Below are 13,155 nucleotides of genomic sequence, written 5' to 3'. Positions count from 1 at the left end.
CGTTGCGGAACACTGCCGCCGCCCGACCGGACTGTCAAGATGTCGGGCGTGCTTCGGCAGTGTTTCTCTTAAATTAGGAATAAATATTGACAGGGTTTCGGCCGGGCGTCACAGTCGTCGCCGTGACGCCGCAGCCCCCTGCTTCAAGCGCGGCCCGCGTCACGCATCCCGCTTCCCACCCTCTGGGAGAGGCACGTGACTTCACGCCCGCCCGTACACGATTACCGACACGTCCGGTTCGCCCGGGCTACGCTCGCCGCGGCGATCGCGGTGGCTTTGGCCGCCACTGTGACCCCGTCCGCACATGCCGCCGCGGCGGTAGACCAGGGTGCGCCCGACTACTACGACAGCGGTCTCGCACCCAGGCCCTACATGGGCTGGAACACCTATTACGGGCTCGGTGCGCCCACCGAGAAGGAGGTGCGCGCCGTCGCCGACAAGCTGGTCGGCAGCGGTCTGCGCGATGCCGGCTACGACATCGTCTGGCTGGACGGCGGCTGGCAGGCCGACAATCCGCGCGACGACCAAGGCCGTCTGGTGGCGAACCCTGAGCGGTTCCCTTCCGGCATCCCGTCCTTGGTGAATTACCTGCACAAGCGGGGCCTACGGGCCGGTATCTACACCGACGCCGGCACCTACGACGGCGGCAAGAGCTGCGGACTCGGCAGCCGGGGCTACTACGAGCAGGACGCCAAGCAGTTCGCCGGGTGGAAGGTCGACGCGATCAAGGTCGACTTCCTGTGCGGGATCGGCGCAAAGCTCGATCCGGGGCCCGCGTTCAAGGAGTTCAGTGACGCGGTCACCAAGTCCGGGCGCAGGATGCTGCTGAACCTGTGCAACCCGCTGACCGACGACTGGGGCCTGCCGCACACCCCCGAGCAGGACGCGCACAACACCTATGTCTACGGCCCGACGATCGTCGACTCCTGGCGCACCGGCACCGACATCGCCTGGGGCACCCCGAGCCCCGGCCAGTGGCCCAACATCCTGCGCAACATGGACGCCAACGCCTGGCACCCCGAGGCGCAGGGCCCCGGCCACTACAACGACCCCGACTACCTGATTCCGACCCGTCGCATGTCGGACGGGAACCTGGAGCTGACCGAGGAGGAGTCGACCAGCCAGCTTGTCATGTGGGCGGAGATGGGCTCCCCGCTGATCCTCGGCTCCGACCCGCGCACGCTGTCGCCGTCGATGCTGGCCACCCTGCGCAACCCGGAGATCATCGGTGTGGACCAGGACCGCCTCGGCGTCCAGGGCGTTCGCGTGGCAACGGACTCGACCGGCGACGTCTACAGCAAGGTTCTTTCCGGGCACGGCCGTCGCGCGGTCGTCCTGCTGAACCGCTCCGACCAGGCCGCCGAGCGCACCGTCAAATTCTCCGACGCCGCCCTCGGCGGCCGGGTCAAGGTCCGCGATCTGCGCGCCCGCGCCGACCAGGGCACGCACACGGGGTCGTACACCGTCACAGTCCCCGCGCACGGCACGGCCTTCCTTCAGCTCACCGGCGAAGACGCGCTGCCCGGTACGAAGCTCGGCCTGCCCGCCACCGCAAGCCCGGCGGCCGTCCGCACCGGCTCGGCCCTGAGCGCCTTCGTGCGTGGCCCGGGTGGCACCCTGTTCCAGCAGATCTCCGACGGTACGGGGAGCCGCGGCCGCAATCTGGGCGGCCCGGTCAGCGGCGGTATCCTCGGCCAGCCCGCTGCCTACGCCTCGGCCGGTGGCCGGATCGACGTCTTCGTCCGCGGTGCCGACTCCCGCGTCTACCGGCGCGCCTTCACCGGCGGTCGCTGGGGCGGCTGGCAGAGCCTGGGCGGCAAGGTGGCCGACGCCCCGAGCGTCGCCTTCAACGACCCCGCGCACTGGACGCTGTTCGCCACGGACGCGGACGGCCGGATCGTTCAGCGCGGCGCCACCACCGGCTGGACCTCGCTTGGTGCGCCTGGCAGCCACCCGGCGTACGGCAGGCCCTCCGCGGCCGTCGATTCAGAGGGTCGCGTCCACGTCGCCGTGCGCTCCGCCGCCGACGACATCTGGACCCGCAGCCGCGCCGCGAACGGCGAGTGGTCCGACTGGGCCTCCGTCGGCGGCACGGTCAGTGGCAGCCCGACCCTCGTCACCTCCGGCGACAGCGTGCTGCTCTACGTCCGCGCCGGCGACTACACGCTCTGGCAGCAGCGGTACAGCTCCGGTTCCTGGCAGGGCTGGGGCAAGCACGAGGAGTTCCCGAGCGCTGCCTTCGACGGCGCGCTCGGTGTCGCCGCGGGCCCGGATGGAACGGTGGACGCGGTCTACCGCGGCCTCGACGGCATCGTCCATCGCATCCAGTTCAAATAAATTATGAATTAATCTTGACGTGGTGCGAGCACCACGCGAATCTTGATTCGCCGCGACGGGGGCACCAAGGCCCCCGGCCGTACCGCCCCGTTGCGTGAATCCACAGGGAGCCCTTCATGACGAACCTTCAGACGAGCCGCCGGCGTTTCCTCGCCGGACTCGGTGCCACCGGTACGGCGGCTCTGCTCAGCGGCTGTGTCACCTCCACCTCCAACACCAAGTCTTCCTCGAAGGGCGCGGTGACGCTCCAGTCGAACCTCTCGGCGCCGCAGGCCAAGGCCGCCATGGAGGATCTGGCCGCCGCCTACGCCAAGAAGGGGTCCGAGCACGTCAGCCTCAACACGGTTGCGGCCGAGACCTTCCGCACCCAGCTGCCGATGTACCTCACTTCGGCCAACCCGCCGGACGTGTACACCTGGTACCCCGGCTCGGTCGCTGACGCGTATGCCAAGAAGAACCTGTTGCTCGACCTCGACGACGTCTGGGCCTCCTCGCCCGACCTCAAGCGCTACTCCAAGGCGCTCAACTCGCTGTGTACCGCCAGCTCCGGCAAGAAGGTGTTCGTGCCCTCCACTTACTACTGGTGGGGCATGTTCTACCGGAAGTCCCACTTCGCCAAGTGGGGCGTGAGCGAGCCCAAGAGCTGGGACGACTTCCTCGGCCTGTGCGACAAGCTTAAGAGCAAGGGCATCGCGCCGATCGGGCTCGGTGCAGGCGGCAACACCCCCTGGGTGGCGTCGGCCTGGTTCGACTACCTCGACATCCGGATCAACGGCGCGCAGTACCACCGTGAACTCCTCGCCGGGAAGCACCGGTTCGACGACCCCGAGGTGCGCAAGGTCTTTGACCGCTGGCAGGAGGTGCTGCCCTACTTCGACCCCAACGGCACCGCTATCGCCTTCCAGGACGCCACGACGGCCCTGCTCAACGGCCACACCGGCATGATGCTCATCGGCACCTTCTTCGCCGACGCGGCACCCAAGAGCGCCCTGGACGACATCGACTTCTTCCGCTTCCCGATCATCGACGCGAAGGTCCCGCTCGCCGAAGAGGCCCCCGTCGACGGCTACTTCGCCAGCGCCCGCACCGGCCGCACCAAGCCGGTCGGCGACCTGATGGCCTACCTGGCCACCGCGGAGGCCCAGGAGATCTACATCAAGGGCTCCTCCGGAACCGTCCTGCCCTGCAACCCCGACGCCAAGGACGCTGGCACCGCGCTGGTGAAGAAGGGCCGCGAGCACGTCGACTCGGCCGCGGAGATCACTCAGTTCTTCAACCGCGACTCCAGCGACGCCCTCCAGCCCACCGCCGACACAGCGCTCACCAAGTTCATAGCCAAGCCCAAGTCGATCGGTTCCATTCTCACCGACTGGCAGCGCGACGCCCAGAAGATCTGGAGTGCCTGAGGTGGCAGTGCTCACCACCACGCGCAAGACCCCGGTCGTCACGCCCAGCGGCGGGCGCGGCCGGGGGCCTGCCCGCCGCACCCCGCCGCTCGTCCTCGCGTTCGTCCTCATACCGCTGCTCGCCGAGTGCGTGTGGGTCTTCTGGCCCGCCCTGCAGGGGTTCTACCTGGCCCTCACCAAGTGGGACGGTGTCTCGGCGCCCCAGTTCATCGGCCTCGGCAACTTCCGGGAGATGGTGCACGACGAGGTCTTCCGGACCGCCGCCATCGACACCGTCCTGTGGCTGGTGCTCTTCGGCGGACTCTCGGCGATCCTCGGCCTTGCCGCCGCCCTGCTGCTCCAGCAGGAGCGCCGCGGCGTCGGCTTCTACCGGGCCGCGCTGTTCCTGCCCGTCGTCTTCTCGCTGGTCGCCACCGCCCTGGTCTGGCAGGCGATCTACCAGCCCGACGGAGTGCTCAATCAGGTCCTTCAGGGACTCGGTCTCGGCAGCCTCCGGCACGCCTGGCTCGCCGACCAGGACACCGCCCTGTACGCGGTGATCGTGCCTGCCCTGTGGCGGCAGATCGGCTACGTCATGGTCCTGTATCTGGCCGGCCTCAAGGGCATCGACCCGGCGCTCTACGAGGCCGCCAAGGTCGACGGCGCGAGCGCCTGGCAGCGCTTCCGCCACGTCACGCTGCCCCAACTGCGCAGCGTCAACGCGGTCGTTGTGTCCGTCATCATCATCGATTCGCTGCGCTCCTTCGACGTCGTGTGGTCCCTGACCCGCGGCGGCCCCTACCACTCGTCCGAGCTGCTGAGCACCTACATGTACTCGACGGCCTTCCAGTCCCTGCGCCTTGGCTACGGCTCCGCCCTCGCCGTGGTCATCTTCGTGCTGGCCTTCGGCGTCATCGCCTCCTACCTCGTCCGCGCGTTCCGGGAGGCCGACTGATGTCCGCCAATTCGACCGCGCTGAAGCGTAGGCGAGCCGTCACCGCCGGATTCCACCTCAGCGCCGGACTGTTGTCCGTGATCTGGCTGCTGCCTATCCTCCTGGTCCTGGTGACCAGCCTGCGCTCCTTCGAGGACATCGCCGGCAACGGGCTCGGCAGCATCCCCCACTCCTTCACCCTCGTCAACTTCCGCCAGGCCTGGGTCGACGGCGGTCAACAACGAGCCCTCATCAACAGCCTGCTCGTCACCATTCCGTGCGTGCTCATCACCCTGGCGCTCGCTGCTATGGCCGCGTTCGCACTCAGCCGCTACGAGATGCCACTGCGCCGTACCCTGTTGCTGCTCATGCTCGGCGGCAACCTGCTCCCCCCGCAGATCCTGCTCATCCCGGTGTCCAAGCTCAGCGAGATGATGGGCGTGTACGACACCCTGCCCGCGCTGATCGGCGTGCAGATCGGTTTCGGCGTCGGCTTCTACGTCTTCGTCCTGCACGGCTTCATGCGGTCGATCCCGCCGGAGATCCAGCAGGCCGCGGTCGTCGACGGGGCAGGGCCCTGGCAGATCTTCTGGCGGATCATCCTCCCGCTGACCCGCCCGGCCCTGGCCGCGCTGAGCGCCCTGTCCTTCACCTGGATCTTCAACGACCTGCTCTGGGCGATCACCGTCCTGCGCAGCGACACCAAGATGCCGATCACCGCCGCCCTCATCGGACTTCAGGGGCAGTACGTGTCGATGTGGAACGTGATCGCCGCCGGCTCGGTCATCGCCGCCGCACCCACGGTCGCCGTCTTCCTGCGCTTCCAGCGGCACTTCGTCGCCGGCCTCAACCTCGGAGCGGTGAAATGACGTCCTACGAACGCTGGACCCTCCGCACGGAGCACACCAGCTACACCGTGCGCCTGTCCCCGGACGGCCCGTGGGCCGAGCTCGACGCCTGGGGCCCGCTCGGCGTCGAGGACGGCCCCTCCGCCCTGGACTGGTCGCACCGCACACACTTCATCACGCCCGCCGACGCGGCCCCCGCCGAGTATCTGCCGCAAGGCCAGCGCGCGTTCACCGGTGCCGACCTCATCGTCGGGCACTCAGGGCACGAGCGCGGCGTGTGGTGGGAATTCGCCGGTGCCGAACAGGACGAGGACGGGCTGCGACTGACGTTCACCGACCACGTCGCCGGACTGCGTACCACTCTGTGCTACGCCACCGTGCCCGGCACCGACGTCATCCTGCGTTGGACCGAGCTGACCTGCAGCGGCGACGGCGAACTGCGCCTGGAACGGTTCGACTCCGGCGCCGTCAACGTACCCGTCGCTTCCGGAGCCCGGCTCACCTACCTCACCGGACAGTGGTCGCAGGAGTTCACGCACACCCAACTCGACCTGAAGCGCGGCACGTTCACCATGGGCAGCGTCCAGGGCGTGCCCGGACACGCCTACACACCCTGGATCGCCGTCCAGGACGCGGCCCTGCCCGACGACGGCACCGCACCCACGTACGGCATCGCCCTCGAGTGGCCGGGCAACTGGCACATCACCGCCGAGGCTGAGCCCGGCGGCGCGGTCCGGGTGCGCGCCGGGCGGGTCCCGCACGAGGGCGCGGTCGTGCTGCCGGCCGGCGAGACGCTGGTGACGCCCCGCCTCGCCTGTGCGTTCAGCCCGGAAGGACTTGACGGGCTCTCCCGCGTCTGGCACCGCTACGAGCGTCATCTCGCCGGCGAGCGGCTGCACCGCCCGCGCAAGGTGCTCTACAACTCCTGGGAGGCGACCGGCTTCGACGTCGAAGGGGCCGGGCAGCTGGAGCTGGCCAAGGTGGCCGCCGACATCGGCGCCGAGTTGTTCGTCGTGGACGACGGCTGGTTCACCGGACGCGGCGACGACACCGGGGGACTGGGCGACTGGTACCCCGACCCGGCGGCGTTCCCGGACGGCTTCGACCGGTTCGTGGCGGACGTACGCGCGCTGGGCCTGGACTTCGGCCTGTGGGTCGAGCCCGAGGCGGTCAGCCCGGACAGCCGCCTGTACGCCGAGCACCCCGAGTGGGTCTACCGGATCGAGGGCCGCCCCGCCCGTCTGGTCCGCAACCAGCTCCTGCTCGACCTCGGCCGCGGCGACGTCCAGGACTTCGTCGTCGGCACGCTCGATCGGCTGCTCGGCGAATACCCCATCGAGTACCTCAAGTGGGACATGAACCGGCCGCCGACCGAGCGCGGCCGCCCCGGCGCAGGGCCCGCCGACCGCCTCGACCTCGACGCCGAGCACGTCGCCGGATACCTCCGTGTCCTGGATCACCTGCGCACCGCCCATCCCGGCGTCACCGTCGAGGGCTGCGCGGGCGGCGGAGGACGCATCGAGCACGCGACGATTGCCCGTACCGACGTCGTGTGGCCCAGCGACAACACCGCCCCGCTGGACCGGCTCTCCATCCAGTACGGCTTCCTGCACGCGCACGCCCCGCACGTCATGAGCTCCTGGGTCACCGACGCCCCCGGCGTCTTCGACCCGCGCCCCCGTTCGCTCGCCTTCCGTTTCGTGCTGGCGATGTGCGGCGCCCTCGGCGTCGGAGCCGACCTGCGCTCTTGGAACTCAAAGCAGCGCGCCGAGGCCGCCCGCTGGATCGCCCGCTACAAGGAGATCCGGGATGTCGTCCATCACGGCGAGGCCCATCTGCTCGGCACCCCCGAAGACCCGACCTGTGGCGTCCAGTACATCGACACCGGCGGTCCACGCACCGTCGTCGCCGCCTTCAGCACCGGCCGCCTCGACGGCGCGCCGCTGGTGCCCGGCCGCCCAGCTCGGCTCCGGCTACGTGGACTGGACCCGGCGGCGCGCTACCAGGACGAAGAGACCGGTACGTACTACAGCGGCGCCCACCTACTGCACTACGGCCTGCCGTTCGCCTGGAGCACCGACCATGACGCCCAGCTCGTTGTACTGGCCCGCCCGTAGCGGTGCGGCTTCCCACGTCGACCCGGCACACCCCCACCACCCGCGAAGGAGTCGGATTCCACGATGGACCAGCCCGCACGACGGCACGGCGCCCGTTTCACCGGCCGCACGGCCGTGGTCACCGGAGCGGCCTCCGGCATCGGAGCCGCGACCGCCGTACGCCTCGCCGAGGAGGGAGCCGCCGTCGTGCTCGCCGACGTCGCCGAGGAGCGGGGCGAGGCGGTGGCGGAGCGGATCGGCAAGGACGGCGGGCGGGCCCGGTTCGTGACCGCGGACGTCGCCGCCGAGGAGGACTGGGCGCGGGTCGCCGCCGCCGCGCGCGCCTTCGGGCCGGTGGACGTCCTGGTCAGCAACGCTTTCACGGTCGACGTCACACCCGCCCACGAGATGACCCTGCCGTCCTGGCAGCGGCAGCTCGACGTGAACCTGACCGGCAGCTTCCTCGGTCTGCGCGCCGTGCTGCCCGATCTGCGGACCCGGCGCGGCGCGGTGGTGCTGACCTCGTCCGTCCACGCGCACCGCGGCATCCCCGGCCACCCCGCCTACGCCGCCTCCAAGGGCGCCCTGCTCTCCCTGTGCGGCCAGCTCGCCGTCGAGTACGGGCCCGAGGTGCGCGTCAACGCCGTCGTACCGGGCCCGATCCTGACCGGGGCCTGGGACAGGGTGCCCGAGGACGAGCGTGAGCGCAGCGTCGCCGAGACCGCCGCCCGGCGGTTCGGCACGCCCGAGGAGGTGGCCGCGGCCATCGCCTTCCTCGCCGCCGACGAGGCGTCCTACATCACCGGCACGAGTCTGGTCGTGGACGGCGGCTGGAGCGTCGTGAAGGCGTCCGCATGACCAGCATGGGAACCCCGAAGTACAGGACGCAGCAGAAAGGCTGTACGACATGACGCCCTATGCCCGCCGCGGCGTGCACGGCCAGACCGTGGAAGCCCTCGCCCGCCGCATCCTGGGCGGCGAGATCCCCGAGGGGGCCACGCTCGACCTGGTGGCGCTGCAGAGCGAGCTGGACGTGAGCCTGACCGCCCTGCGCGAGTCCTTGAAGGTGCTCGCGGCCAAGGGGATGGTCGACGCCCGCCAGAAGCGCGGCACCTTCGTCCGCTCCCGGACCGACTGGAACCTGCTCGACGCCGACGTGCTGCGCTGGCAGTTCGAGGGCGGCCGGGCGGGCGAGGCCGACAGGGCGCTGCTGCGCAACCTGGCCGAGGTCCGCGCCATCATCGAGCCCGCAGCCGTCCGCCTCGCCGCCGAGCGCCGCACCGACGCCGACCTGGCCGCCCTCGACGACGCCATTGCGGCGATGGATCGCACCGAATCCGACCCCGCGCAAGCCGTCGAGGCCGACCTCGCCTTCCACCGCGCCCTGCTCACCGCCACCCACAACGAACTCCTCGAACGCATGGAGATCGTGATCGAGTCCGGTCTCGCCCACCGCGACCGCATCGTGCACAGCTCCCCGCACAGCGAGGACCCCATACCGGCCCACCGCGCCGTCCTGGACGCCGTACGCGATCAGGATCCGGCGGCCGCCGAGGCCGCCATGCGGGCCCTGCTCGACCAGGCCGGCCGCGACCTGGACCGGGTTGACACCCCTGACGATAGGAAAGGCAGCGGCGGCAAGTGAAGATTGCTCGCATTGAAACGTTCCTGGTCCCGCCGCGCTGGCTGTTCTGCCGAGTCGAGACCGATGACGGCGTGGTCGGCTGGGGCGAGCCCGTCGTCGAGGGCCGTGCCGAGGTGGTCCGGGCCGCCGTGGACGTGCTCGCCGAGTACCTCGTCGGCCAGGACCCGCTGCGCATCCAGGACCACTGGCAGGTCCTCACCAAGGGCGGCTTCTACCGGGGCGGCCCGATCCTCTCCAGCGCCGTCGCCGGGCTCGACCAGGCCCTGTGGGACATCGCCGGCAAGACCTACGGCGCCCCGGTGCACGCCCTGCTGGGCGGCCCCGTGCGCGACCGCGTCCGGGTCTACGCCTGGGTCGGCGGCGACGAACCTGCCGAGCTCGGTGAGCAGATCGCCGAACAGGTGGAGGCCGGCTTCACCGCGGTGAAGATGAACGGCGCCGGAGCCACCTCGCCGGTCTCCACCGTCGCCGAGACCGCGGCCGTCGTCGCCCGCGTGGCCGCCGCCCGTGAGGCCCTCGGCCCGGACCGTGACGTCGCCGTCGACTTCCACGGCCGTTTCAGCGCTGCGGCCTCCCGCCGAGTCCTCGCCGAACTCGCCCCGCTGCACCCGCTGTTCGTGGAGGAGCCCGTCCTGCCCGAGCAGAGCCATCTGCTGCCGGGCCTGGTCACCTCCACCTCCGTGCCGCTCGCCACCGGCGAACGCCTCTACTCCCGCTCGGAGTTCCTGCCCGTGCTGGCCGCGGGAGTCGCCGTGGCCCAGCCCGACCTCTCGCACGCGGGCGGCATCTCCGAGGTGCACCGCATCGCCTCACTCGCCGAGACCTACGGCGCCCAGCTCGCCCCGCACTGCCCGCTCGGCCCGATCGCACTGGCGGCCAGCCTCCAAGTCGCCTTCGCCACACCGAACTTCCTCATCCAGGAGCAGAGCCGCGGCATCCACTACAACAAGGGCGCGGATCTGCTCTCCTACGTCGTCGACACCGAGCCGTTCCGGTTCGTGGACGGATACGCGCCGCGCGGCGACGCCCCCGGCCTCGGCATCACCGTCGACGAGTCCGCCGTACGCGCCGCCGACCGCACCGGACACACCTGGCGCAACCCGGTGTGGCGGCACGCGGACGGCTCGTTCGCGGAGTGGTGACGGTGGGGTCGGTTGAGATCGTCACCGACGCGGTGCACGGCGGGCGTTGGACCTCGCTGAACGCCGGCGGGCGCGAGTGGCTGTGGCGGCGGGAGGGGATCGGCCGCGAGGACGTCGTGCCGGGTGACGCGTTCGTGGACGCGGGCGGCCTGGAGGAGTGCGTGCCGACCGTACGGGGCACGCCCGACCACGGTGACGCCTGGGCACGGCCGTGGACCCGCGACGGCGAAACCGAGCGAGTCGAGTGCAACGCATTCACCCTCGCTCGCACCGTCGGGACCACCACCGACGGTGTCCAGGCGGACTACACGCTCGCGGCCGACCCCGGCTACCGCTTCGTGTGGGCCGCTCATGCCCTGCTCGACCTCTCCGCCGAGGCCGAACTCCGGGCCCGCGCTGGCACACCCACCCGCGTCTTCCGGGAGGCTTCACCCCTGCTCGACGATCCCTGGCCGGACGGTGATGCCTGGGTGGAGGGCGACTGGCCCGCACCGCGCGGACTGCGCCTGGACCGGTTCGGCCCCGAAGACGGCACGGCCGTCGGCGCCGTCCTGGCGGACAGCCAGACCTGCGTCCACGACGGAGTCGACCGGCTCGCCCTCGCCGTCGAAGCCGAGGGGCAGCCGGTGTCAGTCGCCCTGTGGCGCAACCTTGGCGGCTTCCCGAAGACGGACCCTTACCGCAGCACCGGGGTCGAGCCCATGCTCGGCCGCGTCTTCGACCTCGCCGAGGCGGGCCCGGGCGACGCCGCCCAGGTGCCCGCCTCGGGCGAGGTCCACTGGCGGCTCACCATGACCGCTGGCTGCCGCTGCCCCTGACCCTCGGACTACTTCTCTGCTGAGCAGCACTGGGCGTGCTCGCTCGGTAGCACGCCACAAGTAGTGAACCGACACAAAGGAGCCCCTGTCCGTGGACCTACGAGCCGCCCTGGCCGACCGCCGTCTCCTCGCCATCGTGCGCGGAGGCGACTCGGACGCCGCGCTGCGCACCGTACTGGCGCTGGTCGAGGAGGGCATCGATCTGATCGAGGTGTCCCTCAGCGGTGCCGACGCGCTCGGCGTCATCGCACGGACCGTCGCGGAACTCGGGCCGGACCGGCCGATCGGCGCGGGTACCGTTCTGACAGCCGACGACGCGCGCGCCGCGCGGGATGCCGACGCCGCCTTCGCCGTCACCCCCGGTCTCAGCGCGGGCGCCGATGCTGCACGCGACCTCGGCCTACCGGTCCTCGCAGGCGTTATGACCCCAACCGAGATCATCGCCGCCCGCGCCCAGCGCGCCGACGCACTTAAGCTGTTCCCGGCAGTCGACGCCGGGGGACCGTCCTACCTGAAGGCCCTGCGCGCCCGCTTTCCCGACGCTGCGTTCGTGCCAGTCGGCGGGGTGGACCTCGAAGCCGCCCGCGCCTACCTCGCCGCCGGCGCCACTGCCGTCGGCGTCGGCTCCCCGCTCGTCGCCGATGCAGCTGACGGCGGCAGCCTCACCGCCCTGCGCGAGCGCGCCCGCGCCTTCCGCGCCGCTGCCGAGGAGTCCCCCGCATGACCGAGCAGCAACCCCTGCCAACCCGCCCCGACCGCCTCGAACTCGGTGAGGGCATCCGCTGGACGGGCGACGGCACCGTCCTGGTGGACATCCTCAAGGGACGCCTGCTTTCTCGCACGTGATTGTCAACGACCCTGCCAACCCTCCGTCACCACCGAAAGTGAAACAGGGCCGTTCTTCTTACAGTCCCGAAGACGGCGGTCGGACGGCCCGTAGTCCTGCTGCCCGGAGTGTTGTCCTCGGTCTTCCCGGCCGGTCGGCCGAGGTGCCGGTCCGGTGTGGCGCCGGTCCGGTGTGATGCGCAGCTGTTGTCCGCGGCCTCGTCTCTCGTGTGGTCAGGACTGCTCGCGGCAGCCCTCTTCGGTGCACTCGAGAGTGACGAGGGTCTGGTCGACCTGCTGGCTGGTCAGAGGAGGTTCGGGCAGTTCGTGGGAGCCCTCGGTGCGGAAGGCGTCGAGCATCAGGTGGAGGTGGCGGCGCCAGGCTTGAGGGGCGATGGTGCGTGTGGCCTGGATGATCCCGGCCTGGGACCAGATCACGAAGGCGATGTCCTGCGCGGTGACGTCGCCGCGCAGGACGCCCTGTTCCTGGGCGTTGCGCATGATCTGGACGCAGAGTTCCTTGGTGCGTTCGTACATCTCGCGGCCGGCCACGTGAAGGGGCAGCCGTGCCGAGACCAGGTCGTTGAAGGCGCGGTCGCAGGCCTGCAGCTTGCAGAGCTTCTCCACGTAGCGGCAGAACCCCTCCCAGGCATCGTCCATGGCCGCGGCTTCTTCCGCGGCGGTGAGCAGTTCCGTGTACTTCGCGTTGAAGAGTGTTTCGACCAGGTCGAGCCGGGTGGGGAAGTGGCGGTAGAGCGTGCCGATCGCGATGCCGGCCTCGCGGGCGACGCCCTCCAGGGACGCCCCGAGGCCCTGCTCGGAGAAGGCCGTGCGGGCGGCGGCCACGATCGCGTCCCTGTTGCGCTGTGCGTCACGGCGCAGGGGTTTCGTCGGTGTCTCCCTCGCGGACGGGGCGTGGTGGTGGCTCATGGCTCGAGCCTAACATGAGGCCCCCCTCGAATTCGGTTGTTGTCATGTTTCCGATCGCAATCTCGCCTCTCTGACGTGCTGTGATGAGCCTCACCGCAAACATGAGGTACCCCTCGGGTACGGTGGCAGAGCCGAATGTGAGGCACCCCTCCGGATGACCTTGCGGCAAGCCGACTGACCCGGGATTTCCGGATC

At 70.5% G+C, this 13,155-nt stretch carries 12 protein-coding genes; 11 read left to right on the top strand and 1 reads right to left on the bottom strand.

The features are described 5' to 3' along the window. The first annotated feature begins 270 nt into the window (after positions 1 to 270). The 11 genes from ACY0PA_RS02020 to ACY0PA_RS01970 all read left to right on the top strand — a co-directional run bounded on the left by ACY0PA_RS02020 (position 271) and on the right by ACY0PA_RS01970 (position 12,051). Positions 271 to 2,337, top strand: coding sequence for a DUF8189 domain-containing protein (locus tag ACY0PA_RS02020; protein ID WP_473086209.1), 2,067 nt, complete (start codon positions 271 to 273; stop codon positions 2,335 to 2,337). A gap of 116 nt (positions 2,338 to 2,453) precedes the next feature. Beyond that, the gene (locus ACY0PA_RS02015; protein WP_473083049.1) at positions 2,454 to 3,743 is read left to right on the top strand and encodes an ABC transporter substrate-binding protein; all 1,290 of its coding nucleotides are present in this window, start codon (positions 2,454 to 2,456) and stop codon (positions 3,741 to 3,743) included. Position 3,744: 1 nt separating this feature from the next. Then, positions 3,745 to 4,677: a carbohydrate ABC transporter permease gene (locus tag ACY0PA_RS02010; RefSeq protein ID WP_473086208.1), complete on the top strand. Its 933-nt coding sequence runs from the start codon at positions 3,745 to 3,747 to the stop codon at positions 4,675 to 4,677. Beyond that, positions 4,677 to 5,525 carry a carbohydrate ABC transporter permease gene (locus ACY0PA_RS02005; protein ID WP_473083048.1) on the top strand — a complete coding sequence of 283 codons (849 nt, stop codon included), beginning with the start codon at positions 4,677 to 4,679 and terminating at the stop codon, positions 5,523 to 5,525. The genes ACY0PA_RS02010 and ACY0PA_RS02005 overlap by 1 nt, the downstream gene beginning before the upstream one ends. Then, positions 5,522 to 7,621 (top strand): alpha-galactosidase, encoded by a 2,100-nt coding sequence (locus tag ACY0PA_RS02000; RefSeq protein WP_473083047.1) that lies wholly within the window; start codon positions 5,522 to 5,524, stop codon positions 7,619 to 7,621. The genes ACY0PA_RS02005 and ACY0PA_RS02000 overlap by 4 nt, the downstream gene beginning before the upstream one ends. A gap of 63 nt (positions 7,622 to 7,684) precedes the next feature. After that, the gene (locus ACY0PA_RS01995; RefSeq protein WP_473083046.1) at positions 7,685 to 8,458 is read left to right on the top strand and encodes an SDR family NAD(P)-dependent oxidoreductase; all 774 of its coding nucleotides are present in this window, start codon (positions 7,685 to 7,687) and stop codon (positions 8,456 to 8,458) included. Between the two features lie 49 nt (positions 8,459 to 8,507). Continuing rightward, positions 8,508 to 9,245: a FadR/GntR family transcriptional regulator gene (locus ACY0PA_RS01990; protein ID WP_473083045.1), complete on the top strand. Its 738-nt coding sequence runs from the start codon at positions 8,508 to 8,510 to the stop codon at positions 9,243 to 9,245. Beyond that, positions 9,242 to 10,387, top strand: coding sequence for a galactonate dehydratase (dgoD, locus tag ACY0PA_RS01985; RefSeq protein ID WP_473083044.1), 1,146 nt, complete (start codon positions 9,242 to 9,244; stop codon positions 10,385 to 10,387). Before ACY0PA_RS01990 ends, dgoD begins: the two co-directional genes overlap by 4 nt. Positions 10,388 to 10,389: 2 nt before the next feature. Continuing rightward, positions 10,390 to 11,205 (top strand): hypothetical protein, encoded by an 816-nt coding sequence (locus ACY0PA_RS01980; protein WP_473083043.1) that lies wholly within the window; start codon positions 10,390 to 10,392, stop codon positions 11,203 to 11,205. Positions 11,206 to 11,296: 91 nt separating this feature from the next. Continuing rightward, positions 11,297 to 11,929 (top strand): bifunctional 4-hydroxy-2-oxoglutarate aldolase/2-dehydro-3-deoxy-phosphogluconate aldolase, encoded by a 633-nt coding sequence (locus ACY0PA_RS01975; protein ID WP_473083042.1) that lies wholly within the window; start codon positions 11,297 to 11,299, stop codon positions 11,927 to 11,929. Then, entirely contained in the window at positions 11,926 to 12,051 is a 126-nt protein-coding gene (locus ACY0PA_RS01970; protein ID WP_473083041.1) for a hypothetical protein, read from the top strand. The genes ACY0PA_RS01975 and ACY0PA_RS01970 overlap by 4 nt, the downstream gene beginning before the upstream one ends. A 213-nt stretch (positions 12,052 to 12,264) precedes the next feature. On the opposite strand, the gene ACY0PA_RS01965 is transcribed toward ACY0PA_RS01970, so the two are convergent. Beyond that, positions 12,265 to 12,960 carry a TetR/AcrR family transcriptional regulator gene (locus ACY0PA_RS01965; protein ID WP_473083040.1) on the bottom strand — a complete coding sequence of 232 codons (696 nt, stop codon included), beginning with the start codon at positions 12,958 to 12,960 and terminating at the stop codon, positions 12,265 to 12,267. Between the last annotated feature and the right edge of the window lie 195 nt (positions 12,961 to 13,155).

Source organism: Streptomyces sp. DS1-CR2, from assembly GCF_055760475.1.
This window is presented reverse-complemented; position numbering and strand designations above follow the sequence as displayed.

What these genes read in the sequence shown, in the direction of transcription:
- ACY0PA_RS02015 (WP_473083049.1), top strand. Translation starts at nt 2,454, where the DNA reads ATGACGAACCTTCAGACGAGCCGCCGGCGTTTCCTCGCCGGACTCGGT.
- ACY0PA_RS02005 (WP_473083048.1), top strand. Translation starts at nt 4,677, where the DNA reads ATGTCCGCCAATTCGACCGCGCTGAAGCGTAGGCGAGCCGTCACCGCC.
- ACY0PA_RS02000 (WP_473083047.1), top strand. Translation starts at nt 5,522, where the DNA reads ATGACGTCCTACGAACGCTGGACCCTCCGCACGGAGCACACCAGCTAC.
- ACY0PA_RS01995 (WP_473083046.1), top strand. Translation starts at nt 7,685, where the DNA reads ATGGACCAGCCCGCACGACGGCACGGCGCCCGTTTCACCGGCCGCACG.
- ACY0PA_RS01990 (WP_473083045.1), top strand. Translation starts at nt 8,508, where the DNA reads ATGACGCCCTATGCCCGCCGCGGCGTGCACGGCCAGACCGTGGAAGCC.
- ACY0PA_RS01970 (WP_473083041.1), top strand. Translation starts at nt 11,926, where the DNA reads ATGACCGAGCAGCAACCCCTGCCAACCCGCCCCGACCGCCTCGAACTC.
- ACY0PA_RS01965 (WP_473083040.1), bottom strand. Translation starts at nt 12,960, where the DNA reads ATGAGCCACCACCACGCCCCGTCCGCGAGGGAGACACCGACGAAACCC.